Annotated in this window: 23 protein-coding genes; 12 read left to right on the top strand and 11 right to left on the bottom strand. The window is 73.3% G+C overall.

Features of this window, described 5'->3' with window-relative positions; genetic code table 11:
- Window positions 1-84: 84 nt before the first annotated feature.
- From CKY47_RS32430 to CKY47_RS32405, 6 genes are all read left to right on the top strand, one after another.
- A complete protein-coding gene (locus tag CKY47_RS32430; RefSeq protein WP_306750158.1) occupies window positions 85-459 on the top strand; it encodes an FKBP-type peptidyl-prolyl cis-trans isomerase in 375 nt (124 codons plus the stop codon).
- A gap of 131 nt (window positions 460-590) precedes the next feature.
- The gene (locus CKY47_RS32425; protein WP_306750157.1) at window positions 591-1,136 is read left to right on the top strand and encodes a YbaB/EbfC family nucleoid-associated protein; all 546 of its coding nucleotides are present in this window, start codon (window positions 591-593) and stop codon (window positions 1,134-1,136) included.
- Between the two features lie 22 nt (window positions 1,137-1,158).
- A complete protein-coding gene (locus tag CKY47_RS32420) occupies window positions 1,159-1,461 on the top strand; it encodes a type VII secretion target (protein WP_306750156.1) in 303 nt (100 codons plus the stop codon).
- The gene (locus CKY47_RS32415; RefSeq protein WP_306750155.1) at window positions 1,461-5,162 is read left to right on the top strand and encodes a DUF8616 domain-containing protein; all 3,702 of its coding nucleotides are present in this window, start codon (window positions 1,461-1,463) and stop codon (window positions 5,160-5,162) included. The genes CKY47_RS32420 and CKY47_RS32415 overlap by 1 nt, the downstream gene beginning before the upstream one ends.
- On the top strand, window positions 5,159-5,512 hold the full coding sequence (locus tag CKY47_RS32410; protein ID WP_306750154.1) for a toxin-antitoxin system YwqK family antitoxin: 354 nt from the start codon (window positions 5,159-5,161) through the stop codon (window positions 5,510-5,512). Before CKY47_RS32415 ends, CKY47_RS32410 begins: the two co-directional genes overlap by 4 nt.
- Window positions 5,513-5,592: 80 nt before the next feature.
- Window positions 5,593-6,405, top strand: a complete 813-nt coding sequence (locus tag CKY47_RS32405) for a hypothetical protein (RefSeq protein ID WP_306750153.1) — start codon at window positions 5,593-5,595, stop codon at window positions 6,403-6,405.
- On the opposite strand, the gene CKY47_RS32400 is transcribed toward CKY47_RS32405, so the two are convergent.
- Window positions 6,392-7,561 (bottom strand): glycosyltransferase 87 family protein, encoded by a 1,170-nt coding sequence (locus CKY47_RS32400; RefSeq protein ID WP_306750152.1) that lies wholly within the window; start codon window positions 7,559-7,561, stop codon window positions 6,392-6,394. The two genes, CKY47_RS32405 and CKY47_RS32400, sit on opposite strands and share 14 nt — an antisense overlap.
- Before the next feature lie 180 nt (window positions 7,562-7,741).
- On the opposite strand from CKY47_RS32400, the gene CKY47_RS32395 reads away from it, so the two are divergent.
- Both CKY47_RS32395 and CKY47_RS32390 read left to right on the top strand, forming a co-directional pair.
- Window positions 7,742-8,326, top strand: coding sequence for a DNA-binding protein (locus tag CKY47_RS32395; protein WP_306750151.1), 585 nt, complete (start codon window positions 7,742-7,744; stop codon window positions 8,324-8,326).
- 60 nt (window positions 8,327-8,386) lie between these two features.
- The gene (locus CKY47_RS32390; RefSeq protein ID WP_306750150.1) at window positions 8,387-9,043 is read left to right on the top strand and encodes an RES family NAD+ phosphorylase; all 657 of its coding nucleotides are present in this window, start codon (window positions 8,387-8,389) and stop codon (window positions 9,041-9,043) included.
- 21 nt (window positions 9,044-9,064) lie between these two features.
- Here CKY47_RS32390 and CKY47_RS32385 read toward each other — a convergent pair whose 3' ends face one another.
- The 5 genes from CKY47_RS32385 to CKY47_RS32365 all read right to left on the bottom strand — a co-directional run bounded on the left by CKY47_RS32385 (window position 9,065) and on the right by CKY47_RS32365 (window position 14,123).
- Complete coding sequence (locus tag CKY47_RS32385; RefSeq protein WP_306750149.1) at window positions 9,065-9,631, bottom strand: GNAT family N-acetyltransferase; 567 nt, start codon at window positions 9,629-9,631, stop codon at window positions 9,065-9,067.
- A gap of 44 nt (window positions 9,632-9,675) precedes the next feature.
- The gene (locus CKY47_RS32380) at window positions 9,676-10,269 is read right to left on the bottom strand and encodes a hypothetical protein (RefSeq protein WP_306750148.1); all 594 of its coding nucleotides are present in this window, start codon (window positions 10,267-10,269) and stop codon (window positions 9,676-9,678) included.
- Between the two features lie 58 nt (window positions 10,270-10,327).
- Window positions 10,328-11,014 carry a Crp/Fnr family transcriptional regulator gene (locus CKY47_RS32375; RefSeq protein WP_306750147.1) on the bottom strand — a complete coding sequence of 229 codons (687 nt, stop codon included), beginning with the start codon at window positions 11,012-11,014 and terminating at the stop codon, window positions 10,328-10,330.
- A gap of 71 nt (window positions 11,015-11,085) precedes the next feature.
- A complete protein-coding gene (locus CKY47_RS32370) occupies window positions 11,086-13,002 on the bottom strand; it encodes a S9 family peptidase (protein WP_306750146.1) in 1,917 nt (638 codons plus the stop codon).
- An 86-nt stretch (window positions 13,003-13,088) separates the two neighbouring features.
- Complete coding sequence (locus tag CKY47_RS32365; RefSeq protein ID WP_306750145.1) at window positions 13,089-14,123, bottom strand: TerC family protein; 1,035 nt, start codon at window positions 14,121-14,123, stop codon at window positions 13,089-13,091.
- A 296-nt stretch (window positions 14,124-14,419) separates the two neighbouring features.
- Between CKY47_RS32365 and CKY47_RS32360 the strand changes: the two genes are divergently transcribed.
- Entirely contained in the window at window positions 14,420-17,281 is a 2,862-nt protein-coding gene (locus CKY47_RS32360; RefSeq protein ID WP_306750144.1) for an alpha/beta fold hydrolase, read from the top strand.
- A complete protein-coding gene (locus CKY47_RS32355) occupies window positions 17,278-18,204 on the top strand; it encodes an ABC transporter permease (protein ID WP_306750143.1) in 927 nt (308 codons plus the stop codon). Before CKY47_RS32360 ends, CKY47_RS32355 begins: the two co-directional genes overlap by 4 nt.
- Before the next feature lie 51 nt (window positions 18,205-18,255).
- Here the strand turns inward: CKY47_RS32355 and CKY47_RS32350 are convergent, their stop codons facing one another.
- The 3 genes from CKY47_RS32350 to CKY47_RS32340 are packed head-to-tail and all read right to left on the bottom strand — an operon-like array spanning window position 18,256 to window position 22,121.
- Complete coding sequence (locus tag CKY47_RS32350) at window positions 18,256-18,612, bottom strand: MmcQ/YjbR family DNA-binding protein (protein ID WP_306750142.1); 357 nt, start codon at window positions 18,610-18,612, stop codon at window positions 18,256-18,258.
- A gap of 43 nt (window positions 18,613-18,655) precedes the next feature.
- Window positions 18,656-20,812, bottom strand: coding sequence for an excinuclease ABC subunit UvrB (uvrB, locus tag CKY47_RS32345; protein ID WP_306750141.1), 2,157 nt, complete (start codon window positions 20,810-20,812; stop codon window positions 18,656-18,658).
- A 55-nt stretch (window positions 20,813-20,867) separates the two neighbouring features.
- Window positions 20,868-22,121 (bottom strand): DUF5685 family protein, encoded by a 1,254-nt coding sequence (locus CKY47_RS32340; RefSeq protein ID WP_306750140.1) that lies wholly within the window; start codon window positions 22,119-22,121, stop codon window positions 20,868-20,870.
- 106 nt (window positions 22,122-22,227) lie between these two features.
- Between CKY47_RS32340 and CKY47_RS32335 the strand changes: the two genes are divergently transcribed.
- Both CKY47_RS32335 and CKY47_RS32330 read left to right on the top strand, forming a co-directional pair.
- Window positions 22,228-22,740 (top strand): ribonuclease FAU-1 family protein, encoded by a 513-nt coding sequence (locus tag CKY47_RS32335; protein ID WP_306750222.1) that lies wholly within the window; start codon window positions 22,228-22,230, stop codon window positions 22,738-22,740.
- Between the two features lie 136 nt (window positions 22,741-22,876).
- Window positions 22,877-23,395 carry a ribonuclease FAU-1 family protein gene (locus CKY47_RS32330; protein ID WP_306750139.1) on the top strand — a complete coding sequence of 173 codons (519 nt, stop codon included), beginning with the start codon at window positions 22,877-22,879 and terminating at the stop codon, window positions 23,393-23,395.
- Here the strand turns inward: CKY47_RS32330 and coaE are convergent.
- Window positions 23,392-24,561 (bottom strand): dephospho-CoA kinase, encoded by a 1,170-nt coding sequence (gene coaE, locus CKY47_RS32325; protein WP_306750138.1) that lies wholly within the window; start codon window positions 24,559-24,561, stop codon window positions 23,392-23,394. The genes CKY47_RS32330 and coaE overlap by 4 nt on opposite strands.
- Before the next feature lie 28 nt (window positions 24,562-24,589).
- On the bottom strand, window positions 24,590-25,216 hold the full coding sequence (locus tag CKY47_RS32320) for a hypothetical protein (RefSeq protein ID WP_306750137.1): 627 nt from the start codon (window positions 25,214-25,216) through the stop codon (window positions 24,590-24,592).
- Window positions 25,217-25,254 lie beyond the last annotated feature (38 nt).

Here is a 25,254-nt window from a genome sequence, read left to right as displayed (position 1 = left end):
GCCGATCGGCCGCACGCGGGCGGGCGTGGTTGAGTAGTCGCCGACCGCCCCGACAGGGGCTGACAGCGAGCACAGGAGAGTGACATGGCCCCGAGCAAGCCCGTGGTGGAGCCCTACGAGGGCGCCGCGCCCGCCGACCTGGTGATCGAGGACATCACCGTCGGCGACGGTCCCGAGGCGGCCCCCGGCCAGCTCGTGCACGTCCACTACGTCGGTGTGGCGCACTCGACCGGTGAGCAGTTCGACGCCTCCTGGGACCGCGGCGAGGCGTTCTCGTTCCCGCTGGGCGGTGGCCGCGTCATCGCCGGCTGGGACCAGGGCGTGGCCGGCATGAAGGTCGGCGGCCGGCGCAAGCTGGTCATCCCCGCCCACCTGGGCTACGGCAACCGCGGCGCGGGCGGCGTGATCAAGCCCGGCGAGACGCTGATCTTCGTGGTGGACCTGCTCGGCGTGAACTAGCCGAGGCGCCCGGCCCGGTCCCGCGGCTGCTCCGTCCGGAGCATTCGACCCCGTCGCGGAACCGGGCCGTTCCCGTGTGCGTCATCCTGACGGGGATCGCGAGAAGACCGTTCGTCGAGGGGGAAGGCGTCGTGCCCGAGGACGTCGGGGCGTCCGAGCGGATGCTCGGCCAGTGGCAGCAGGACATCGAGCGGAAGGCGGAGCGCTACCAGGAGATGGCGGCCCGCGTGCAGGGCCTGTCCATCTCGGAGACCTCGCGCGACGGCTCGGTCCGCCTCACCATCGGCTCCAACGGCATCCTGACCCACCTGGAGATCGCCGAGTCCGCGCGGGACAAGCGGATGGCGGAGGTGTCTGCCGAGGTCATGCGCACCCTGCAACGCGCCCAGTCCCGCATCCCGGAACTGCTCCGGCAGGCGATGGCCGAGACCATCGGCACCGGGGACCAGACCGCCAACGCCCTGTTCGACGAGGCCAAGCGCACCTTCCCGGCCCCGCCGCACGAGGACGTCCCGCCGCCGCCCCCGGTCAACCGCGAGATGCGGTTCGGCATCGAGGACGACACGCCCCGGCAGCCGCCCGGCCCGCCCCGTCCCACCCAGCCGCCACCGCCAAGGCGGCACGCGCGCCCGGACGACGAGGACGACGACTTCGGCGGGCGGTCCTTCCTGTCGTGACCACGGTTCAAGGGGGTAGGCAATGGCCGGTTTCGAGATCGTCGCGGACAACCTCGACGCGCACGGCAAGCAGTTGACCGACCTGGGCTCGCGCCTCCAGGGCGCGGTGGACGCCGCCAGGACGGTGAGCATGCCGACGGACGCCTACGGCGTCATCTGCCAGCCGTTCCGGATGATGCTGGACCCCGTCGAGCAGTGGGGCCTGGACGCGCTCCAGGGCGCGGTCGAGGCCATGGAGGCCGCCGGCGAGTCCGTGCGGAACACGGTGGCCCAGTACCGCGAGATGGAGGACGCCATCCGCGACGGCTTCGGGTCGGCGGGCTGATGGCCGGCGAGAACCCGTTGGTGGCGCAGGCGCCGGCGGAGCCGGGGGGCTTCGTCAACGCGGGCACCGGTGACAACGACTGGGCGACCGGGATCTCCATCGCCGAGTCGGCGATGGACACGTTCAACGGCGTCAAGGACGGTGACTGGGTCGGGGCCGGCCTGGGCATGGTCGGGTTGGCCGCGGACGCCGCCGCCATGGCGATCGACCCGTTCGGGACGTTGATGTCCTCGGCGGCGTCGTTCCTGATGGAGCACGTCCAGCCGCTCAAGGACATGCTGGACTGGCTGGCCGGGAACCCTCCGGTGATCGAGTCGTACTCCACGACCTGGACCAACGTCGCCACCGAGCTCGGGACGATCGCCGAGGACTACGCGTCGGCGGTGTCCACGGGCCTGGCCGGGTGGACGGGCTCGGCGGCGGAGGCGTACGCGGAGAACTCGAAGGCCCACGGTGACGCGCTGTCCGGCGCGGCGTCGGCCGCGGGAACCGTGGGCACGGTCGTGGGCATGATGGGCATGGTCGTGGCGTTCGTGCGCGAAGTGGTGCGCGACCTGATCGCCGACCTGGTGGGGAAGCTGATCGCCTGGGTGCTGGAGGCGGCGTTCACGCTGGGGTTCGGGACGCCGGTGATCGTGGCGCAGGCGGTGACCGCGATCTCGCGGTGGGCCGCGAAGATCGCGAAGATCGTCCAGGACCTGCTGGACGCGATCAAGAGGGTCTCACCGCTGCTGAAGCGCCTGGTCGAGATCTTCGAGAAGATCATGAAGGTGGTCGGCAAGCTCGCAGGCAAGGCGACCGGCCTGGACGTGCTGGACCCGAAGAACATCAAGCGGGGCGGGTTCCTGCAGACCGGCCGCGCGGACGTCGACACGCCGGGCGGCACACCCGGCAGCACACCGGGCGGCGCACCGAGCGGCACCCCGGGCGGCGGTGACCGCGGCACGGGTCGTGACGGCGGGACCTCCGACCCCGGCACCCCGACCGGCCGTCCCGGCGACACCACCACGACCTCCGGCACCTCCACCGCCACCGACGCGCCCAGGCCGGGCCGCGACCCCGACGGGCCCCCGTCCGCACCACGCCCGGGGCGCGCCCCGGACGGCCCGGACAACGACCTGCCGCGCGGCGGCGCCCCCGTGCCGGGCACTCCCGGCCCCGGCAACCCGCGTGGCGGCACCACGCCCCTCGGCGAGCACCGGGGCGGTCCGGGCGGCCGGCCCGCACCGGGCACCTACACCCCCGCGGGCAACACCCCCGCGGGCAACACCCCGGGCGGGTACCACAACGGCGGCGCACCGGGCGGCGGCTCCCCGACCGGCGGAGCACCGGGCGCCCCCGCGCCTTCGCGCTACGACCACACCTCGACCTCGACCGCCGCGACGCCCGAGGCGCCCCCGCGCCACAACCAGCCCCCCACCCCCGGCAACCACCCCAACCCGCCCGGCGGCATGGGCGGCGGCATGCCCGGCAGCGGCATGCCCGGCGGGGCACCGGGCGGTGCTCCCGGTGGGGGCAACCCCGGTGGCCCCCCTGCTGGTGGTGGCGCGCCGGGCGGTGGCCCGCGCCCCGGCAGCGGTGGCGGCTGGACCGGAACCCCCGGCAGTCGAGGTGACACGGGCTCGGGTGTCCCCGCGGCACGCGGCCCCGAAGCCCCTCGACCTTCGTCGTTCGGCCCCAGCCACGCGGGTCCCGGTCACACCGGCCCGAGTCACACCGGCCCGAGTCACGTGGCCCCCAGCCACAACGGCCCCGGTCACCACAGCCCCGGCCCCAACGGTCCCGGCAGCACCGGTCCGGGCGACTTCGGCCCCGGCCACAGCGCACCGGGCAACAACGGCCCGGGACACGGCCGGCCGGGAGGAACGGGGCCGACCCACACCGGTCCCGGCACTCCGCCGCACGGCCGGCCCGGTGGCGGCGCTGGACCGACCCCTCCGGCAGTCGGCCACCACGGCCCGCCCGTGCGGCCCGACGCGCCTCACGCCCCCGACGGCGCCCGCCCGCGCGCCGCGGAGCCGTGGACCCCGCCGCGCCGCGATCCCGACCCCACGCCCGGCACCGGCCGCCACCACGACGGCGCCGACCCCAGCCGACCCGGTGGTCGAGCGGACAACGACCGCCCCGACACGGAACGGCCCGACAGCAACCGGCCCGACAGCAACCGCCCGGACGACAACCGGGTCGACGGCGACAGGGTCGACGGCGACAGGGCCGACAGCGACCGCCCCGGCAGCGATCAGCCGAGCATCGACGAGGCCCACGCCCGCCACGGCGAGACCACCCCGGCCGGCATCAGCCACCACCGGGGCGACTCCGACATGGGCGACCTGCCCCACCGCGTCCCGCCCGACCCCCACCGCTTCACCGCCGACGTCCACATCACCCCCGACGGACGCGCCCGCATCGGCAACCACACCTACACCCCCGAGCAGTACGGCGACCTCCTGCGCCGCAACGGCTGGGACGGCCGCACCCCCGTCCGCCTCATCGGCTGCGACGCCGGTACCAACGACTTCGCCGACCGCCTCTCCCGCCACACCGGCGCCGACGTCCTCGCCCCCACCAAGCCCGCCTGGACCGACGCCGACGGACGCGTCTACACCAGCGACGCCGACATCGGCCCCGACGGCAACCGCCACCCCCGCATCCCGCCCAACGGCGAGTGGCAGACCCACCACCCCGACGGCACGCGGACCCCGGCGGGCGGCGACGGCTACGCGCCCGGCACCCACGGCGCCGACGAGGTCGACCACACCGACGCCGGCGACGCCCGCGACCGCGCCGCGCCCCCGGACGAGGAGCACAAGCCGCCGACGGCCACGACGCCGCGCGAACCCACGGAGTTCCCGCCGGCCGACGCCCCGTCCCCGACACCGGACGCGCCGGTGTCGGGTCCGCTGCCCGACCGGACCCGCGGTGCGGTGCTGGAGCGGATCGACATCTCCGACACCGACCGGGTGACGGTGAAGGACGGGCGGATCGAGACGGTCGACGGGAAACCCGTCAAGCAGTACATCGGCGAGCTGGCCGAGGCGCGGGCCGCAAACCACGGCGGGCGCCAGGGACGGGCGAACGGCCCCTACGTGGCGGTCGCGGTCGACCTGCGGACCGGGTTGGTCACCGAGGGCGTCAACGGCAGGACCGGCGACCTCATCCCGCCGAAGAACCTCCACCCGCTGCTCCGGGAGAACCACCGCGACATGGACGTGTGGGAGCACCCGATCATGGAGGCCCCCGACCGGGTGAAGCAGGCGCCGGTCAAGAACCCGGACGGCCCGGGGCACCTCAAGGACGAGAACGGCGACGACCTGTTGCAGGACTGGGTCCTCCCGGGTCAGGTGCACCCGGACCAGCCACTGCGGCACGCCGAGGTGAAGGCGGTCAACGAACTGCTGTGGGCCCGTCAGCGGCAGCACGAGCAGGACTGGTCGGCCGAGCACGGACCGGAGTCGCCGCCGCCGGCACTGCCCCGCGAGGCGTTGCGGGACATGCGCTTCGACCCGCGCAACCTCCAGGAGCAGATGCGCAGGGACGCCGACGGCGTGAAGGTGAAGACCGGCGACATCGGCGACCCCGGTCCGGCGTGCGGCAACTGCAGCGTCATCCTGCGGGACGTCGGGAGCTACAGCGGTAGGCTCCGGTACGCGCCGTTCGACTACCGCGCGAAGGGCGACCTGATACCTCCAGTGGCGGAATGACGATGCGCATCGACGAGTCCGATACCTACGTGGACGACACCCAGCGGGTCATGTACGACGACGGGCCGTTCACGGGCGAGTCGGAGTACCGGGGCGAGAACGGCGAACTGCTGGAGCTCACCACCTACTACGACGGCATCCCGAACGGGCTCCAGGAGGAGTACTACCCCGACGGCAGGGTGAAGTCCCGGGGCGAGAACCACATGGGCAGGGCCGTCGGCGAGTGGTACGAGTGGCACCCCGACGGCACGCTCGCCGCGCACCGCACGTTCTCCGCCAACGGCTGGCCGCTGCACGTCAAGGAGTGGAACGAGCGGGGCGAACTGGTCCGGGACGAGCGGCTGGGCTGACCCGACCGGACCCCGGCGGTGTGTCGTGGCCGTTAAGATCAGCGCACCGTGTCGGGGGGAGCCGAAAGGGTGTTCGTCGCATGAGCCAGCCAGCCACACCGCTGTCCGAGGAGGAGCAGAGCAGGCTCGTCAAGCAGATCGGCCGTGCCATGCTGCCGGCGCTGCCCCCGGGGTGGCAGCGCATCCGCGCCGAGTACCGGGCGGCGGGCAGGCACGTCGAGGTCGACCTGGCGTTCGCCGGACCGGACGGGCAGTGGCGGCCGGTGCGGCCCCCGCTGGACGTGGTCCAGCTGTTCGGGCAGCTGCGGGCGGGCATGCACCAGCCGGACCGGGGCACGTGGCTGAGCGCGGTGTACGAGATCGAGGCGCCCGCCGCGTTCGCCGTGGACTTCAACGCCGAGGACGAGCCGCGCTGGCGCAACCCGCCGCCGGTCATCGGCTTCCGGGACGAGCTGCGCGCGTTCCCCCGGCACGACGACCGCATCCCGGACTGGCTGCGGCAGCGGGTGGGCCTGCCGCCCCGGCGGCAGGAGCTGCGCACCGCGCACGTGTACGACGGGCGGGACGGGGCGGGCCGCCCGGTGGTGAACCGGCAGGCGATCGACCGGCAGCTGGGCGAGGCCCTGCTGACCTACCTGGAGGCCGCGCCGGTGGTGCTGGCCGCGCGGAACCTCGACGTGGACGAGTTCGTGCCGGCCGAGGTGGACGTGCCGCTGAACTTCCGCACCGACGGCACCTGGGTGTGGGCCGGCGCGGTGCCGCACTACCTGCGCAAGCACGGCCTCCCGCCGGAGCCGGAGCTGGTGGCGCACATCGTGGCGCGCGGCTTCCGGCTGGGCGAGGTGGACGAGGCGACCCGGGAACGCGCGGTCGCGCTGATCACGGGGTCGTGACCGCCGCGGGGCGGGGTCGCAGCGCCAGCACGACGAGCGCGGCCAGGCCCGCCCAGACGTAGGCGTTGCCGACGACCTGCTGCCACCAGGTCCAGGTCTGCTCCAGCTTGTCCTCGTACGGCATGTACCACTGGGGTGCGAGCCAGAAGAGGAGCGCGACGGCGGCGGCCCACGGCCAGGACCGGTGCAGCAGGTAGACGATGCCGGGCACGACCCACACCCAGTGGTGCGTCCACGACACGGGCGAGACGAGCAGGCCGCCCACGGCGACCGCGAGGAACGCGCCGACCCGGTCCTGCCCGGACCGCGCCGCGGCGACCCACACCAGCGCGACGGCGGCCAGGCACAGCAGCCCCCACACGGCGGTCTCGGCGGTGCCGGTGAGCCCCCACCGGTTGACCAGGCCGCGCAGCGACTGGTTGGCCACGTAGTCGAGGCCGCCGACGCGGCCGGGGTCGAGCAGCGCGCCGAACCAGTACTGCTCGCTGTCGGTCGGCGCGACGGCGAACCCGACGAGGCCGAACCCGACGAACGAGGCGACCGCCGTGACGACGGGCTTGATCTGCCGGCGCGGCAGGAAGAACAGCACGAACACCATCGGCGTGAGCTTGACGGCGGCGGCCAGGCCGATGAGCAGCCCCCTCGGCCAGGGGGTCTTGGGCAGCAGGCAGTCCAGCGCGGCGAGGCCGAGCAGCACGAGGTTGATCTGCCCGAAGTCGAGCGTCGCGGTGACGGGTTCGAGCAGCAGCGACCCGAGGGCCACGCCGAGGCCGACGAGCAGGGCGCGCTGCGTGCGCCCGTAGGCGTGCTCGGCGGTGACCAGGCAGACGCCGGTGAGCAGCGCGAGGCCGACGCCGGTCCAGATCAGCACGGCGGCCGACCACGGCACCAGGGCGAGCGGGCTGAACAGGAACGCCGCCAGCGGCGGGTAGGTGAACGGGAACGGCGGGCCGTCCAGGGGCTTCGGGAACCCGTCGGAGTACAGCCGCACGTCCTCCAGCCACGCCTCGCCGCCCGTGCGGTAGACGCGCAGGTCGAGCAGGCCGATGTCACCCCCGGAGCGGTGGAGGACGACGACGAGCGCGGTCACGACCGCCCCCGCCCACAGGGCCGCCACCCCGGCCACCCGCTTGTCCACGCGCACCGGTACCACCACCGGACCACCCCCGACCTCTCGTCCGGCGGCATCGTATCCAGCGGCCGGGTGAGTCCCAGGTCACCATGCCCCACCTCGGTTGTTTACGTAGTGTTGTGCATTGTGCGCGCACAGTTCCCGGTTTCGGACATTCGAGCTACATGGCCGCACAAAGGCGCACGCACGGGATACCCTGTGCGCATGAGTCCAGCGCTTGAGGCGGTGTTGGCCAGGGCAGGTCTCCAGGTCACCCCCGACGAGTTCCTGTCCCTCGTCGCCGACGCCGCCAAGAGGCTCGCCCCTCCGCACCCGGACCCGGGTGGCTACTTCTCCCCGGACCAGCGCGACGCGCTGGTGGAGGTGGGCCTCGACCTCGGCCCGCACCGCCCCTCCGACGACCAGGGGCGCGCGCGGACGGTGGTGGCGCACGCGGTGCTGCGCGACTCGGCGCTGACCGTGGCCGACGCGGCCCGCCAACTGGGCGTGGACACGAGCCGCATCCGGCACCGGCTCGGCATGGGCCGCCTCGTCGGCTGGAAGGACCGGGGCAGCTGGCGGCTGCCCGCGTGGCAGTTCGCCGGCGACGGCGTGCTCCCGGGCCTGGAGGCCGTGCTGGCCGCCGTGCCCGCCGACCAGCCCGCCCTGGTGGTGGCCGGGTTCATGACGACCGAGCAGGAGGACCTGTCGGTCGACGGCGAGCCGACCTCGCCCCGCGAGTGGTTGTTGGCCGGCGGTGACCCCCGCCGCGTGACCGCGCTCGCCGCGCAGCTCGGCACCCCCGCCTGAGCGGCGCCCCGGCGGGACCACGCGTCCCGCGATCCCCCTCCCCCGAGACCCTGGACGCGCATGTCACGGCTTCCCCAGCCGCCAGCTCCCGCAGTGCTCCAGGCGAGCCTCCGCCGCACCGAGGACGTCGTGGCCGTTCACCGGGCGACCCGCCTGGTGCGCATCTTCGCCGCCAAGGGCCTGCACCCGCAGCGCTGGAACAGCTTCCGCTACACCGGGCCGCTGGCGCACGCCCGCTTCGACACCCACCCCCCGTCCGCGGACGGGGCGCCCGCGCACGCCCAGGACCAGGGAGTGCTGTACTTCGGGCTGACCGTGCGCACGTCGGTGGCCGAGGTGTTCCAGGCGACGTCGGTGGTGGACCGGCGCACCCGCAGCCCGTTCCTGGTGGTGATGCGACCGCGGCGGACGCTGCGGCTGCTCGACCTGGTCGGGCTGTGGCCCACCCGGGTGGGCGCCTCGCAGGAGATCAGCTCCGGGCCCAAGCACATGACCCGGCAGTGGGCGCGGGCGATCCGCGCGGCCTACCCCGAGCTGGACGGGCTGTGGTACCGGTCGTCCATGGACTCGGGCGCCCCGGCGGTGTGCCTGTGGGACCCGCCCGGGGCGACCGGCCTGCCCGTCTCGCCCGACGTGCTGCTGCCGCTGGAGCACCCCGGGCTGGACCTGCCGCTGGGCCGGGTGTGCGACGAGCTGAACTACACGCTGCTCGGCTGACGGGCGGTCACGCCCCGCCGGTCACAGGTTGCGGGCCTGGCGGGCGCGGCGGCGCGGCGCGGACAGGAACCGGCCGTACCTGACCTCGGGCAGCTCCTGGTCGCCCAGCTCGTAGCGGTGGACCAGCCCGTCGTGGCGCCACCCGTGCGCCTCGTAGAACGCCCGGCTCCGCGAGTTGTCCTGGAACACCCACAGGACCGCGTACCGGAAACCCTGGTCGAGCAGGTGGCGCACACCCGCCTCGTGCACCTCGTGGCCCGCCCCCGTGCCGCGGAAGCGGGGGTCGGCGTAGATCGCCACCAGCTCACCCGTGTGCAGGTCGGGGTGGGCGTCGGTGGTCTCGCGCACCGCGTCCACCGCGCAGTAGGCCCCGATCCGCCCGGTGCCCTCCTCGACCGCGACGAACACGCGGCTGGGTTCGGGCAGCCGCAGCACCCGCGCCCACGCCGGGAGCCTGCTCTCCGGGAGCATCCGGTCGAGCACCGGGTCGTCCACGATCCCCCGGTACGAGTGCTGCCAGGCGTCCACGTTGATCCTGGCGATCTCGGGCGCGTCGTCGGGCCGTCCGGCCCGCACGGTCCACTGCATCGGGAGAGCGTGCCGCAACCGGCTCGCCGTCCGCTAGCTTTCGGTCAACCGCGCACCGGGGCGACGGTGCACAGGTAACCGGAGTACCGGGTGCTCTTGACCCGGAACCTGGCCGGCCGGAACCGGGTGGGGTCCAGGTCGTGGAACCGGGTGCGCACCACGTCGGCGAACAGGCGGTCGGAGATCACCAGCACGAGGTCGTCGTCGGACGTCGCCAGCTCCTCGCGCACCACCTTCGCGTCCAGCAGCCGGCAGGCGACGATCGGGGCGTCGCCCACCAGCCCGAACGCGCCCGCCGTGAGCGGACCGCAGTGCATCGCCAGGCGCATCCGCAGCGGGGTCCCCGCGGCTCTCAGGTCGGCCAGGGCGCGCGCCAGCTGCTCGGTGAAGCGGGCGACCACCCACGCGGCGTCGGCGTCGGCGGGCAGCACGGCCAGTTCGCCGTCGCCCCGCACCTGCCGGTACCACAGGTCGCGGTCCAACCCGGCGTTGCGGGCGGCCGCGTCCAGCACGTCGCTCAGCCGCGCCTGCACCAGGGACTGGTCCAGGGCGTCGAGCTTGCTGTACCCCTCCACGTCGACGGCCACCACGAGTCGGTAGACCAGTCCGCGCAACGGGGTCACCATTTCCAGCGTCACCCCGCGAGCATCCCCCGCACGGGCCTACGGAAGTAGGGCTATCACCGGGTTTCCCGTTTCACGTGAGTTCGCCGATCTCGCGCAACCTGTCGCGGTCGACGATCGTCACCGACCGGTACCCCACGCTGATCGCCTCGCGGTCGCGCAGCGTCCGGAACTCCCGCCGCGCGGTGTCCTCCTCCACACCGACCAGAGACCCGATCTCGCCCTGGGTGAGGCCGAGCTCGAGCGCGACGCCGCCGACCGACTTCCGGCCGTAGGCGTCGGCGAGGTACACCAGGACGCGGGCCAGCCGCGCGGACGCGGGGTAGCCGTTGAAGTCGGTGCGCCGCTGCTCACCCCACCGCATGGTGCGCACGATGGTCCGGTCCAGGGCGAAGTGCGCGGCCGGGTGGTCGGTGAGGAACCGGGTGAAGGTGGCGGCGGACACGACCCGCACCCGGCTGTCGACGCACGCGGTCACGGTCGCCGAGCGCGGTTCGCCGGTGATCAGCGCCATCTCGCCGATCAGGTCGCCGCCCACCTTGATGTTGAGCAGCGCGACCCGGCCGTTCTCCAGGGTGACGGTGGCCTTCACCAGGCCCTGCTCGATCAGCACGACGTGGTCGGAGAGGTCGCCCTCCCGCATCAGCGCCTCGCCGCGCCGGTGGAGCCGGGACGCGCCCAGGTCGAGCAGCGCGCCCCGGGCGGCGTCCGGCAGCGTCTCCAGGTAGGTCCCGGTGGGTCGGGGCAAGGGGTTCGCCATGTGGTTCGACCTCCTCCACGAGGCACCAGTCTGCCGCCCGCGGGATACCGGGACCCGGGATTTCGCCCGGTTCAGCGCAGGTGGCGACCCCACCAGGCGAGGACGTGCCCGAACCGCTGCTCGCGGTGGCGCGGCTTGCCCGAGCGGGTCAGCTCGTGGCCCTCACCGGGGAACAGCAGCATCTCGGCCTCGACGCCGTTGCGGCGCAGCGCCACGTACAGGCGCTGGGCCTGCTCCAGCGGGCAGCGCCAGTCGTGCTCGGAGTGCACCACCATGAACGGCGTGGAGATCTTCTCGGCGTAGGTCAGCGGGCTCATCGCGCGCTGCTTCTCCAGACCCGGCCCGCAGTAGGCGTCGGTGAAGAACCAGCCGATGTCGGAGGACCCGGCGAACGAGTCCCACGCGTTGACCGCGCGCTCGCTCCACGCCGCCCGGAACCGCTCGCCGTGGTGCGCGGCCAGCCACGAGGTCATGAAGCCGCCGTAGGAGCCGCCCATCACGCCGACCCGGTCGGCGTCCAGCTCGGGCCGCTCCAGCGCGACGTCGAGCACGGCGAGGACGTCGTCGACGTCGACCGTGCCGAACGCGCCGACCACGGCCTGGCCGTGCGCCTGGCCGTACCCGGCGGACCCGCGCGGGTTGGGCAGCACGACCGCGTAGCCGGCCGCCGCGTACACCTGGGCCTCGTCGTAGAAGCCCCAGCCGTGGTACATGAACGGGCCGCCGTGCACGGTGAGCACGACGGGGTGCGGCCCCTCGCCCTCGGGCAGGACGAGCCAGCCGTGCACCGGGTAGCCGTCGGGCGCGGTGCCGGTCAGCTCGACGGCGGGCCGCAGCGGGACGGTCGAGCCGAGGGCGGTGAGCACCTCGCCGCCGACCCGCACGACCTCGCCGGTGTTGTCCGGGGTGGAGACGACGGCCACGACGACGTCGCCGTCCGCGGCGAAGGACTTGACCTCGGCGCGCTCGCCGGCGAGCGGTTCGAGGTCGTCGAGCACGGCGCCCACGGCGTCGAGCGGCACGCGCCGCAGTTCCACGGCGCCCCGGTTGCGCACGGCCACGAGCACGCCGTCGCCGGTCACCACGGCGGGGCCGGCGGCCTTCTCGCAGTCCACGGTCTCGGTGTCGGTGAGCCGCACGGCCTCGCCGCCCGCCTCGCCGTCGAAGCGCCACAGGCCGAGGTTGCGGGCGACGCTGTGCCCGCCGGGGAACTCGGTGCCGTAGAACAGGACGCCGCCGCCGGGCAGCGCCACCGGGCACGCGGCCTGGCCGCGGGAGGCGACCAGCAGCGTCGGCTCGCCGCCCGCGGCGGGCACCGAGTACAGGTCGCTGTACATGGTCTCGGCGCGGCCGAGGTCGCGGTCGGCGACGAACACGACCGAGTCGCCGTCGGCGCTCCAGGTCGGGTCGGCCACCGGGAACGCGCCGTCGGTCAGCTCGACCGGCGAGGCGTCGGGGTCGAGCGCGTCGACGGTGAACAGGCGGGTGTGCCGGTCGGCGGTGAAGCCGACGTCGTCGATGCGGTAGTCGAGCCGGGTGATGTGGCGGGGCGCCTCGGCGTCCGGGGTCGGGGCCTCGTCGCCGTCGGCGAGCGCGGTGCCGTAGCGGCCGGCTTCGGGGACCCGCGCGGTGAACGCGAGCCGGCGGGAGTCGGGCGCCCACACCGGCGCGCCCGCGCCCAGCGGCAGGTCGGTCAGCGCACGCGCGTCGCCGCCGTCGGCGGGCATGACGTGCAGCTGCGGCGGCGTGCCCCGCCGCGCGACGCGCAGGAACGCGACCCAGCGCCCGTCCGGGGAGATCCGGGGGGCCAGGTCGCGTTCCGCCCACGTCCAGCGCCGTGCCCCGGAACCGTCCAGGGGCACGCGGTGCAGCCCGCCCCGGTACGTGTTCGCGGCGACGTCCGGGGTGGCGACGTTCACCAGGACGAGGTCCCCCCGTACCGACACGGAGCCGGGGAGGGTCAGCTGCTGCAAGTCATCGGGGCGCACGCCCCAGCACGTTACCGGACGGTTTATTAGCAAGGCTTACGAGTTATTGACGCTCACAGAACGTCACGCGGACCGTCACCCGGCGGTCACTCGGAGCGGTCCTCGACGCGGACGTCGGCGGGCTTGTCGGCGGCCGCGTGCAGCGCCGCCTCGGGGTGGCGCTTGACCTTGATCAGGCTCGCGATGGTGGTGATGGCGAGGACGCCCACGATCACCGACAGCGACAGCTCGATGCCGATGGTCGGCACGTGCAGCGGCTCACCGCCGTTGAGGAACGACAGCGAGTTGGTGTGCAGCGCCTCCAGGATCAGCTTCACGCCGATGAAGCCGAGGATCACCGACAGGCCGATCGACAGGTAGACCAGCTTGTTGAGCAGGCCGCCGAGCAGGAAGTACAGCTGGCGCAGACCCATGAGCGCGAACGCGTTGGCCGAGAAGACCAGGAACGGCTCCTTGGTGAGGCCGAAGATCGCCGGGATCGAGTCGAGCGCGAACAGCAGGTCCGTGGTGCCGATGGCCACGATGACGATGAACATCGGCGTGACGAAGCGCCTGCCGTCGATCTTCACGAACGAGTCGCCGCCGTGGTACCGGTCGGTGACCGGGTAGACCTTGCGCACGATCCGCGTGGCGACGTTCTCCTTGTACTCCTCTTCCTCGTCGTCGTGGCCGGCGAACGCCAGCTTGTAGCCGGTGTAGATGAGGAACGCGCCGAACAGGTAGAACACCCAGCTGAACTGGGCGATGACCGCCGCGCCGACGGCGATGAAGATGCCGCGCATGACCAGCGCCATCAGGATGCCGATCAGCAGCACCTTGTGCTGGTGGATCGCGGGCACCTTGAAGGTGGTCATGATGATCAGGAAGATGAAGAGGTTGTCGACGCTCAGCGAGTACTCGGTGATGTACCCGGCGAAGAACTCGCCCGCGTACGTGCCGCCGGAGAAGTACCAGATGCCGAGGCCGAAGGCGACCGCGACGCCGACGTAGAAGATCACCCACCGGCCGGCCTCGCCGATCGTGACCTCGTGCGGTTTGCGATCGACGATGAAGAGGTCGACGGCGAGCAGGACGACCAGGCCGGCGATCGTGGCGAACCACAGCCACAGGGGAACAGACATCGAGAAACCCTCCGGTACACCGCGCGCACGCCAATGACCGGAGGTCTCCTCCGCCGACCGGACGAACGCACCGGTCGACCGGTGGCACCGGGAGCCCCACGCCGGGCTCCGTGCTGACGACACCACCGCGTTAGGGAGTACTCCCCTCCACCTGCGCACAGTCTCACGCATGACCGCCGGTCCGCGCCAGTCGAGGTGATCAGGGGCACGCCGTTTCGTCGTTTTCGGGTGATTCGCTGAGAGCGGCGCGCCCCGCTCACACGCCGTTCTCAGCCGTGCGCGCATAAGGTCGTGCCGTGGCCTCCCTCAACCGCCTCCGCGGCAGGTGGTCGCTCCCCGCGCTGGTCCTCGTCATAGCCCTGGTGGGCGCTGTCGTGGTCTGGACGCGCGGTGGCGACGAACCCGCCCCGGTGAGCACCCGCGATGCGGTGATCGACGTGCCGGAAAGCCCGGACAGCGACGGCACCGTCCAGATCGACACCACCCTGTACCTGCCCGAACGCACCCCCGCCCCCGCGGTCCTGCTCCCGCACGGCTTCGGCGGCAGCAAGCAGAGCGTCGCCGCCCAGGCGACCGAGCTGGCGCAGCGCGGCTTCGTCGTGCTGGCCTACTCGGCCCGCGGCTTCGGCCGCAGCACCGGGCAGATCGCGCTGAACTCGCTGGACCACGAGGTCCGCGACGCGCAGAAGCTGCTCGACTGGCTGGCCACCCGCGAAGAGGTCGTGCGCGACGGCGGCGGCGACCCGCGCGTCGGCGTCACCGGCGGCTCCTACGGAGGCGCGCTGGCCCTGTCGCTGGCCGGCGTCGACCCCCGCGTGGACACCATCGCGCCGGTCATCACCTACAACGACCTGGCCCAGGCGCTGCTGCCGAACTCGGCGCGACCGGACGCGGTCGACGCCTCCACGCCCTCGCCCGGCGCGTTCGCCGACAACGGCGTGTTCAAGCGGTCGTGGGCGGGCATCTTCTTCTCCGCCGGCCTGTCCGGCGCGGACGCCGCCAACCCCGGTCAGGAAGCCGTCGAGCCGGGCCAGGAGGACGACGACCAGAACGTGGCGGGCGCCGCCGCGGCGGCCACCCAGCCGGCGCCGCCCCAGCAGGGCGACGACCGGCCCGCCGGTCCCGTCGCCGGCGCGTGCGGCCGGTTCCAGGCCGACGTCTGCGCCGCGTACACCGAGGTCGCCACCACCGGCAAGGCCGGCCCGCAGACGCTGGAGGTGCTGCGCCGCGCGTCCCCCGCGGCGGTGACCGGCAGGATCACCCAGCCGACGCTGATCGTGCAGGGCGAGCAGGACACCCTCTTCGGCCTCGACCAGGCCGACGCCAACGCCCGCCAGATCGCCGCCAACGGCGCGAAGGTGAAGGTCGTCTGGTACTCCGGCGGCCACGACGGCGGCTCCCCCGGCCCCGAGCTGCGCGGGCAGATCGCCGACTGGCTCGACTTCCACCTGCGCGGCCAGGGCGCCGACCCCGGCACCGGCTTCGAGTACACGGTGGCGGGCGCGTTCCGCAGCAGCGGCGCGCCCGCGCTGCGCACCGTCGTCGCCCCGGCCTACCCGGGCCTGGCGGGCTCCCCGCCGGTGTCGCGCACCGACGTGGCGCTGAGCGGGCGCGAGCAGGTCGTGATCAACCCGGCGGGCGGCAACCCGGCCGCCGTGTCCAGCCTGCCCGGCCTCGGGTCGATCCTGTCGCGGTCCAGCTCGCTGTCCTCGCGGCTCGCGCTCGACCTGCCCGGCCAGTCCGCGGTGTTCCAGAGCGAGCCGCAGACCTCGCAGACCCTGCTGACCGGCGCGTCGACCGTGCGGCTGCGGGTCGCCGCGGTGCCCGGCCAGCCGGTGCCCGCGGACGGCGCCGTGCTGTTCGTGAAGCTCTACGACGCGGACGCCAACGGCGTGCGCACGCTGCCCGGCTCGGCCGTGGCGCCCGTGCGGGTCGCGAACCTGCCCGCCGACGGCACACCGGTCGACGTGACCGTGACCCTGCCCGGCGCGGTGCGGCCGGTCGAGAGCGACCACCGCTTCCAGGTCGTCGTGTCCACCACCGACCAGGCCTACGCCAACGCCGGCGAGCCCGCCGCGTACCGCGTGTCGCTGGCGTCCCCGGCGCTGTCGGTGCCGGTGGTGGCGGGCGTGAACGCGACCAGCGACGTGCCGACCACCGCCCTGTGGGGCATCGCGATCGTGCTGATCGCGTGCGTGATCGCCGCCGTGGTCGCCTGGTTCCGGCGCAGGCTGTCGGCCGACGTCGACCCGTCGCTCGAATCGGTGCCGCTCGTCATCGAGGGCCTGACCAAGTCCTACCCCGGCGGGCTGACCGCGGTGAAGGACCTGTCGTTCCGGGTGGAGCACGGCCAGGTGCTCGGCCTGCTCGGCCCCAACGGCGCGGGCAAGACCACCACGCTGCGGATGCTGATGGGCCTGATCCGGCCCAGCAAGGGCGGCATCCGGGTGTTCGGGCACAAGGTGCACCCCGGCGCGCCGGTGCTGTCGCGCATCGGGTCGTTCGTCGAGGGCTCCGGCTTCCTGCCGCACCTGTCCGGCGCGGAGAACCTGCGGCTGTACTGGGCGGCCACCGGCCGCCCGGCGGAGCAGGCGCACGTCGAGGAGGCCCTGGAGATCGCGGGCCTGGGCAGCGCCGTGAACCGGCGCGTGCGGACCTACAGCCAGGGCATGCGGCAGCGCCTCGCCATCGCGCAGGCCATGCTCGGGCTGCCGGACCTGCTGGTGCTCGACGAGCCGGCCAACGGGCTCGACCCGCCCCAGATCCACCAGATGCGCGAGGTCCTGCGCCGCTACGCGGCGGCGGGGCGCACCGTGCTGGTGTCCTCGCACCTGCTCGCCGAGGTCGAGCAGACGTGCTCCCACGTCGTGGTGATGCACAAGGGGTCGCTGGTCGCGGCCGGTCCGGTCGAGGAGATCGCGACGGGCGGCGGCGAGGCCAGCTTCCGGGTCGACCGACCCGACGAGGCGGCCGACGTGCTGCGCGGGCTGTCCGGCGTGCACGACGTGAGCGTGGACGGCGAACAGGTCCACGCCAGCCTCAACGGCACGCCCCGCGCGTCCGCGCTGGAGGCGCTCGTGGCGGCGGGCGTCGCGGTGGACCAGGCCGGTCCGCGGCGACGACTGGAAGACGCGTTCCTGGAACTGGTGGGCGAATGAGCACCAACGGCGTGCACACCGACCCGGCGGCGATCGCCGACCTGACGAACGCGGCGGCGGCGGAGCACTCCTCCGTCGCCCCGGACGGCTCGAAGGTCGGCTACCGGGCGAGCCGGACCCTGCCGCTGCGGGTCGAACTGGCCCGGCAGCTGCGCAGGCGGCGGACCCAGCTCGTGCTGGGGTTCCTCGTCCTGCTGCCGGTCATCCTGGTGGTGGCGTTCGAGATCGGCGAGGCGCAGGCCAACCGGCGTTCCGGCGGGTTCGTCGACCTGGCCACGGCCAGCGGCGTGAACTTCGTCATCCTGACGCTGTTCGTGTCCGGCAGCTTCCTGCTGCCGATGATCGTGGCGCTGTTCTTCGGCGACACGATCGCGTCCGAGGCGTCGTGGTCGTCGCTGAAGTACCTGCTGGCGGCACCCATCCCGCGGCACCGGCTGCTGCGGCAGAAGGCGATCGCGTCGGGCCTGCTGTCCCTGTTCGCGCTCGTCCTGCTGCCGCTGGTGGCGCTGGGCGTCGGCGTGGTCTGGTACGGGGCGGGCGAGCTGGTCTCGCCGACGGGCGAGGCGGCGCCGTTCGCGGACGGCGTCCTCGGCCTCGCGCTGGCGGTCGTCTACATCGCGATCCACCTGTTCTGGGTGGCCGGGCTGGCGCTGTACCTGTCGGTGTCCACCGACGCGCCGCTGGGCGCGGTCGGCGGCGCGGTGCTGGCGTCGATCCTGTCGCAGATCCTCGACCAGATCACCGCCCTGGAGGACCTGCGGAACTACCTGCCGACGCACTACGCGCTGGCGTGGGTCGACCTGCTGTCCACCGACGTCGACTGGTCGCAGATGGCGATGGGGACGTTCTCGGCGCTCGGCTTCGGGGCGTTCTTCACCCTGCTGGCGGCGCGCAAGTTCGCCACCAAGGACATCACCAGCTGACGTCCCGCCACGTGCGGAGGGGCGTCGGGGGTTCTCCCCGGCGCCCCCTCGTCACGGCTCGCTCTTCGGCCGCCTGCTCCTCGGCAGCGTGGCGACGACGGCGTCGTAGGACCCGTCGAGCAGCTCCAGCAGGTCGTCGTCCGGCACCGCGCCGGTGAGGTCGACGCGGTTCCAGCCGTAGCGGCCCACGTAGGCGCTCACCGCGATGTCACCGGGGTACCGCTCCCGCCACGCCGCCGCGTCCTCGGCGTCCGCGCCGCACTTGACGCCCACCGTGTGCTCGACCAGCCCGATGAACGCGAACGCCTTGCCACCCACCTTGCACACCAGTTCCGACTCGCCCCACGGGTAGGTCTCCTCGGCGCCCGGCTTGGCGAGGCAGTGGGCGACGACGTCGTCGAGCGTCACGGCGGTTCCTCCGCGGTCGTCGGGTCGCGGCAGCGGTCCCGCGCTACTTGACGCCGGCCGCGTCCATGCCGCGCAGCTCCTTCTTCAGGTCCTGGATCTCGTCGCGCAACCGGCCCGCCAGCTCGAACTTCAGCTCGCGCGCCGCCGCCATCATCTGGTCCGTCAGGCTCTGCACCAGGTCGGCCAGCTCGGACCTCGCCATGGTCGACGGGTCGCGGTCGGCCAGGAGGCCGGAGCTGCGGCCCGAGGCGCCCGGGTCGCCGGTCGGCTTCTTGCCGCGCGAGGCGTTGCGGCCGGAGCCGCCCGGCTCGATGGCGTCCTCGGCCTCGGAGTAGACCTGTTCGAGGATGTCGGTGATCTTCTTGCGCAGCGGCTGGGGGTCGAGGCCCCGCTCCTCGTTGTACGCGATCTGCTTGGCCCGCCTGCGGTTGGTCTCGTCGATCGCGTGCTGCATCGAGTCGGTGACGCGGTCGGCGTACATGTGGACCTCGCCGGAGACGTTGCGGGCGGCGCGGCCGATCGTCTGGATCAGGCTGGTGCCCGAGCGGAGGAAGCCCTCCTTGTCCGCGTCGAGGATCGCGACCAGGGAGACCTCGGGGAGGTCCAGGCCCTCGCGGAGCAGGTTGATGCCGATCAGGACGTCGTACTCGCCCAGGCGCAGCTGGCGGAGCAGCTCCACGCGGCGGAGCGTGTCGATGTCCGAGTGCAGGTAGCGGACCCGGATGCCCAGTTCCAGCAGGTAGTCCGTGAGGTCCTCGGCCATCTTCTTGGTCAGGGTGGTGACCAGGACGCGCTCGTCGCGCTCGGCGCGGGCGCGGATCTCGTGGACCAGGTCGTCGATCTGCCCCTCGGTCGGCTTCACCACGATCTTCGGGTCGACGAGGCCGGTGGGGCGGATGACCTGCTCGACGAACTCGCCGCCGGCCTGGCCCATCTCGTACGGGCCGGGGGTGGCCGACAGGTAGACGGTCTGGCCGATGCGGTCGGCGAACTCCTCCCACGTGAGCGGGCGGTTGTCGAGCGCGCTGGGCAGCCGGAAGCCGTGCTCGACGAGGTTGCGCTTGCGGGACGCGTCGCCCTCGTACATGCCGCCGATCTGCGGCACGGTCACGTGCGACTCGTCGATGACCAGCAGGAAGTCGTCCGGGAAGTAGTCGATCAGCGTGGCGGGCGCGGTGCCGGCCGCGCGGTCGTCGATGTGGCGCGAGTAGTTCTCGATGCCGTTGCAGAAGCCGACCTGGCGCATCATCTCGACGTCGTAGGCGGTGCGCATGCGCAGCCGCTGCGCCTCCAGCAGCTTGCCCTGGCGCTCCAGCTCGGCGAGCCGCTCGGCCAGCTCCAGCTCGATGTTCCGGATCGCCTTCTCCATGCGCTCCGGCCCGGCGACGTAGTGGGTCGCCGGGAAGATCCGCAGCTCGTCGACCTCCTTGACCACGTCACCGGTCAGCGGGTGCAGGTAGTACAGCTTGTCGATCTCGTCGCCGAAGAACTCGACGCGGATCGCCAGCTCCTCGTACGCCGGGATGATCTCCACCGTGTCGCCGCGCACGCGGAACGTGCCGCGGTTGAACGCGAGGTCGTTGCGCGAGTACTGGATGTCGACCAGGGCGCGCAGCAGCAGGTCGCGCTCGATCTCGCCGCCGACCTCCAGCTGGATCGACCGGTCGAGGTAGGACTGGGGCGTGCCGAGGCCGTAGATGCACGACACCGAGGCGACCACGATCACGTCGCGCCTGGTCAGCAGGCTCATGGTGGCCGAGTGGCGCAGCCGTTCCACGTCCTCGTTGACCGACGAGTCCTTCTCGATGTAGGTGTCGGTCTGCGGGATGTACGCCTCGGGCTGGTAGTAGTCGTAGTAGCTGACGAAGTACTCCACCGCGTTGTCGGGGAAGTACTCCTTCAGCTCGTTGGCCAGCTGCGCGGCCAGCGTCTTGTTCGGCGCCATGACGAGCGTGGGTCGCTGCACCTTCTCCACGAGCCACGCCGTGGTGGCGGACTTGCCGGTGCCCGTCGCGCCGAGCAGCACGACGTCCTTCTCCCCGCCCCGGATGCGCCGCTCCAACTCCGCGATCGCCGCCGGCTGGTCGCCGGCGGGCTGGTAGTCGCTGACCACGCGGAACTTCCCGTCGGTGCGCGGGATGTCGCCGACGGGGCGGTGCGCCGAGTGCGCCTTGACCGGGATCTCGGTAGGGAATGCCACGGTGACGAAGGTACGCCCCGGGTACGACAGTTTCGCGTCGTCCCTGGTGGACGGGCTAGCAGCTGCAGTCGCAACAGGTGCAGCAGCCGTCGCAGCCCGAGCAGTCGCAGTTGCACCACGCCTCGCGCCACTTGCCGCTCCACGCGCCCGGGTAGGGGTCGCGGCAGCAGTACTGGCACGTCCCGCACTGGTAGAGCACGGCCAGGCAGCCGGTGAGGAGGCCGCGGGAGACGGGTGGTTGCCGCAGCTTCGGCCAGGCCCACAGGCCGCTGCCCGAGCCGGCCGGGTCGTCGCCGCGCTTGCGCCGGCCGCCCTTCGGCGGGGTCGGCGGACCGCCGCGACCGGGCGCCGAGGCGGGCGGCACCGGGGGCGGGGGCGCCACGCCGCCCTGGTGGTAGGGGTCGTACATGCCGGGGCCGGGCTGCCACCCGGGCGGCGGGGTATGGCCGGGCGTGTGGACGTGGGGTTCGCCGAACGCGCGCCCGATCGACTCGCGCACCTCGTGCACCAGCAGCACGTGGACGAGCCGGTCGTCGGCGAACTCCACCTCGGCCATGGCGAGCCGGATGCCCAGGGCCGCGTCCTCGCACAGCCGGCGCGCCTCCTCCAGGGACGTCCCGGTCGCGACCAGCGGGTTCCACGCGCCGGACGCGCGGTCCTCGGCCAGGTCCTCGACGGCGTCGAGCAGGTGCGCCAACCGGCCGAAGAGGCGGCCGACCTCGCGCAGCGGCGCCGCGTTCCCGGGCCTGCCGGTCAGCACGGCGGTCTGCGCGACGGCCTCGCCCGCGGCGGTCTCGGTCGGTTCGGTCACCGCGAGCACGGACGTCCCGCCGGCCGCCGCGGCCTCGACGGACGACTGCCGGGCGACCGCGTCCACCAGCACGGCGGTGTCGAAGCCCAGGTCGTGCCCGGTGGTGGCGGCCTGCGCGGCCCACCGGCGGGCGACCTGCCTGCCCACGCCGCGCGCGCCGGGGCGCCCGAAGACGCCGTCGCCGTCCGCGACGTGGTCGCCGACCTTGGCCGAGGCGAGCACGAGGGACACCGACGCGGCCAGCCGGGCGCCCGTGCCCGTCGCGACGTCCGCCGACCGCATCCCGCGCAGCGCGCACGGCCCCGCGGACCTGCGCGAACGCCCCGACTGCGCCTCCACGAGGGCGGAGATGACGAGGCCGTCGTAGTTGGTCACCACGCGCGCGAGGTGGCCGTGGTCGTCGCGCAGCGCGAGGCAGAGGCCGCACAGGTGCGCCAACCACGACTCGCGCAGGTCGGGTGCCAGGCGGTTGCGGCAGGGGCGGATGATGCCGAACATGGCGGAAGAGTAAGCGATCATCCTACTTTCGGGTGACAAAAGTGAGTGTTCAGCGGGTTCCGGTGCTTAGGGTCGCGCTGTGACGACGAGCTCCGCCGGGACGCGCATGCACATCCACCCGCCGAAGATCGAGTACTTCGACCTGGACGCCAAGAGCAACACGGACCCCAAGGGCCACCTCCGGGGCGTCGAGGAGTACCGGCTGACCCCGCACGGCCTGTACATGTTCCGGCCGGTGCCGGGCCACCCGCACCTGTCGCACTTCGAGTCGTGGCTGCTGCCGTCCCAGGGCCTGCGGGTGACCAGGCAGTCGTGGCACCCCGGCCACGAGCGCGACTACGACCTGTACATCGACCTCGTGGAGATCAGCTCCAGCGGCTCGGTGTGGAAGACCGTCGACCTGTACCTGGACATCCTCGTGCGCACGGGGCGCGGCGTGACGGTGCTGGACACGGACGAGCTGCTCGGCGCCCTCGACCAGGGCCTCCTCCGGCCGGAGCGGGCCCAGTGGGCGCTGGAGAACACCTACCGCGCGGTGGCCGGGATCGCCGCGCACGGGCACGACGCCGTGCGCTGGCTGGCCTCGCTGGGGATGATCACGACGTGGCGTCGCGGGTAATACAGACAGTCACACTCGCAGGTCAACCATCCCCTGAGTCCGTCACCGGATAGAGACCCCCCTCACCACAGACCGTGATATAACGAATCGACCCGCACAGTTACCCGGCGCACATCTGCGGCTACCCTCGGGTCGCGTGGGAGCGGTCATCACACCTCAGCTGGTCGACGTCGTCGACACCGTCAGCGCTGTTCGGAGCTACTCCAGCGGCGGCGCGCGGCGCTTGTCCACCTGCCGGGTGGAGCACTGGGGCCTGCGCCTGGAGTGCCCGACCCCGGAGGACCCGTTCTCCGATTCGGAGGTCACCTGGTTGATGCCCGAACTGGGGCTCCGGTTGACCCACCACAAGCCGCGGTCCCGGCACGCGCGCAGCGGGCCGAGCGTGCTGTCCGCCGTGCGGGTGCAGCGCGACAGCCGCCACTGGCGCACCACGGACCTCCTGCTCGGCCTGGCCGTGCCGGGCGGCACGACGGCCCGCATCGTGCGCTCCGAGGAGTTCGCCGCCGCCGTCGCCGGTCGCGTGCTGAACGCCGACGACGCCGACCAGGCCCTGCGGATCGTGCACCGCACCCTGGAAGAGGTGAGCCTGCACCGCCACGACCTCGGCGCGTGGCTCACCCACCGGGGCATCTTCGACACCTGGCCGTCGCCCTAGCCCTCCTGCGACGCGAAGAACGCGTCGACGCGGGCCGTGGCGGCCGACATCCACGGCTCCTTCGACTCGCCGTAGGCGAACCCCTCCGCGTCGCCCCGGTGCCGCTCCGCCAGTTCCAGCTTCACCGCCGCGTACTCGTCCCGCGCCGCCGCGTCGGCCCGCAGCCAGTCGCGGAACCGCACCGCCCACTCCCACGCCGGGCCGCCCTCGACGCGGACGTGCAGGTTGACCCGCCGGCCCGGGTCCGCGCCCGCGTGCAGCCGCTTGTGCCACAGCTCCGGCGCGTCCCCCACCCGCTTCACCGCGTCCTCGCGGAGGCCCAGTCCCGGGAACCCGGCGCGCGCCAGCGCGTCCTCCAGCCCGGCGGCCTCCTCCAGCGACGCCACGCCCAGCTGGAAGTCCAGCACGTCCTTCGCGGCCAGCCCCGGCACGGCCGTCGACCCGATGTGCTCGACCCGCCTGCCGTCCGCCGCCAGGGCGATCCGCGCCGCGACCCGTCGGGCCTGCTCGGGCCACGTGGCGTCGTAGGGCACGACGACCGGCGGGCCGGGGGCGTACCGGCGCAGCCGCACGTTCGACTCGTAGCGCACCAGCCGGTCCGCCCACAGCTCGTCGACGCGCGCGAGCACCAGGTCGGGCGTGCCGGAGTTGTCCAGCCACACGTCCGCCACCGCGCGGCGCCGCTCGTCGTCGGCCTGGGCCGCGATGCGCCGCCGGGCATCCTCCTCGGGCATGCCGCGCCCCCGGAGGCGCACCACGCGCTCCTCGACGTCGGCGTGCACGATGAGCACGAGGTGGTAGAGCGGGGCCATGCCGTTCTCCACGAGCAGCGGCACGTCGTGCACGACGATCGCGTCCTCGGGCGCGGCGGCGATCAGCTCGGCCGTGCGGGCGGCGATCCTCGGGTGCGTGATGCCGTTGAGGGTGGCCCTCGCGGCGTCGTCGGTGAACACCCGCGCCGCCAGCGCCGCCCGGTCGAGCGCGCCGTCCCGCACGACGTCCTCGCCGAACGCCTCGACGATCTCGCGCAGGCCCTCCGTGCCGGGTTCGACGACCTCGCGGGCCAGCCGGTCGGCGTCGATCACCACCGCGCCGTGCTCGGCGAGCCTGCCCGCCACCGTCGACTTGCCCGACCCGATTCCCCCGGAGAGGCCCACGCGCAACATGGGGGTCAGCCTGCCACGGCCGCGATCTTCAGTCCTCCTCGACGGGCGTCATGGACTGCTGGGCGAGCGCGACAAGGAAGGGCCCGACCTGCTCGTCCGGCAGGAACCCGGCCTTCGCGCGCACCACGTACGTGGTCTTGCCGAGCGAGCCGACCAGCAGGCGCTCGGTCCTGGTGACGACCAGGCTGGCCTTGTGCCTGGTCACCTCGACGGGGGTGATCGTGGCGCCGTCCTCGCGCTCGGCGGTGACGCTGTCGGCGACCCGTCCGGCCGCGGTGGGCTCGTCCACGTAGGTGGCGAGGCCGACGATCACGGGTGCGGCGGCGATCGGCTGCCGCTGGCCCAGCCCGTAGTAGCAGTCGATCTTGCCCGTGCGGCCGAGCGACGGTTCGGGGACGCCGATGATCTGCTTCAGCTCGCCGCCCAGCTCGCGGCCGAGCTTCTGGTCGAGCACCTCGACGGTCAGGACGAACTCGCAGTCCTCCGGCAGCGGCCGGTCGGCCATCTGCGGCGTCCGGCTGATCGTCGTCGGGGGCAGGATCGTCGGGATCCGCGGCGGCGGCGCGGGCGGCGGCGCCACGGACGAGCACGCCTGCGCGAGGGCCGAGAAGACGACGGCCAGCACCACCGGCAGCAGCATCATCCGCGCGCTCATAGGGTTCCCAACCTAGCGCACGACACCGCGTTCGCAGC

The sequence above is a fragment of the Saccharothrix longispora genome, assembly GCF_030852425.1.
GTDB lineage: Bacteria > Actinomycetota > Actinomycetes > Mycobacteriales > Pseudonocardiaceae > Actinosynnema > Actinosynnema longispora.
The sequence above is the reverse complement of the archived record's forward strand: the minus strand, read 5'-3'. Positions and strand labels throughout refer to the sequence as shown.

Excerpts from the sequence above, each read along its gene's own strand:
- CKY47_RS32335 (WP_306750222.1), top strand. The coding sequence starts at position 22,228 with ATGCACATCCACCCGCCGAAGATCGAGTACTTCGACCTGGACGCCAAG.
- CKY47_RS32375 (WP_306750147.1), bottom strand. The coding sequence starts at position 11,014 with ATGGCGAACCCCTTGCCCCGACCCACCGGGACCTACCTGGAGACGCTG.
- CKY47_RS32395 (WP_306750151.1), top strand. The coding sequence starts at position 7,742 with ATGAGTCCAGCGCTTGAGGCGGTGTTGGCCAGGGCAGGTCTCCAGGTC.
- CKY47_RS32430 (WP_306750158.1), top strand. The coding sequence starts at position 85 with ATGGCCCCGAGCAAGCCCGTGGTGGAGCCCTACGAGGGCGCCGCGCCC.
- CKY47_RS32410 (WP_306750154.1), top strand. The coding sequence starts at position 5,159 with ATGACGATGCGCATCGACGAGTCCGATACCTACGTGGACGACACCCAG.
- CKY47_RS32385 (WP_306750149.1), bottom strand. The coding sequence starts at position 9,631 with ATGCAGTGGACCGTGCGGGCCGGACGGCCCGACGACGCGCCCGAGATC.
- CKY47_RS32365 (WP_306750145.1), bottom strand. The coding sequence starts at position 14,123 with ATGTCTGTTCCCCTGTGGCTGTGGTTCGCCACGATCGCCGGCCTGGTC.
- CKY47_RS32390 (WP_306750150.1), top strand. The coding sequence starts at position 8,387 with ATGTCACGGCTTCCCCAGCCGCCAGCTCCCGCAGTGCTCCAGGCGAGC.
- CKY47_RS32340 (WP_306750140.1), bottom strand. The coding sequence starts at position 22,121 with ATGTTCGGCATCATCCGCCCCTGCCGCAACCGCCTGGCACCCGACCTG.
- CKY47_RS32405 (WP_306750153.1), top strand. The coding sequence starts at position 5,593 with ATGAGCCAGCCAGCCACACCGCTGTCCGAGGAGGAGCAGAGCAGGCTC.
- CKY47_RS32320 (WP_306750137.1), bottom strand. The coding sequence starts at position 25,216 with ATGAGCGCGCGGATGATGCTGCTGCCGGTGGTGCTGGCCGTCGTCTTC.
- coaE (WP_306750138.1), bottom strand. The coding sequence starts at position 24,561 with ATGTTGCGCGTGGGCCTCTCCGGGGGAATCGGGTCGGGCAAGTCGACG.
- CKY47_RS32355 (WP_306750143.1), top strand. The coding sequence starts at position 17,278 with ATGAGCACCAACGGCGTGCACACCGACCCGGCGGCGATCGCCGACCTG.
- CKY47_RS32415 (WP_306750155.1), top strand. The coding sequence starts at position 1,461 with ATGGCCGGCGAGAACCCGTTGGTGGCGCAGGCGCCGGCGGAGCCGGGG.
- CKY47_RS32420 (WP_306750156.1), top strand. The coding sequence starts at position 1,159 with ATGGCCGGTTTCGAGATCGTCGCGGACAACCTCGACGCGCACGGCAAG.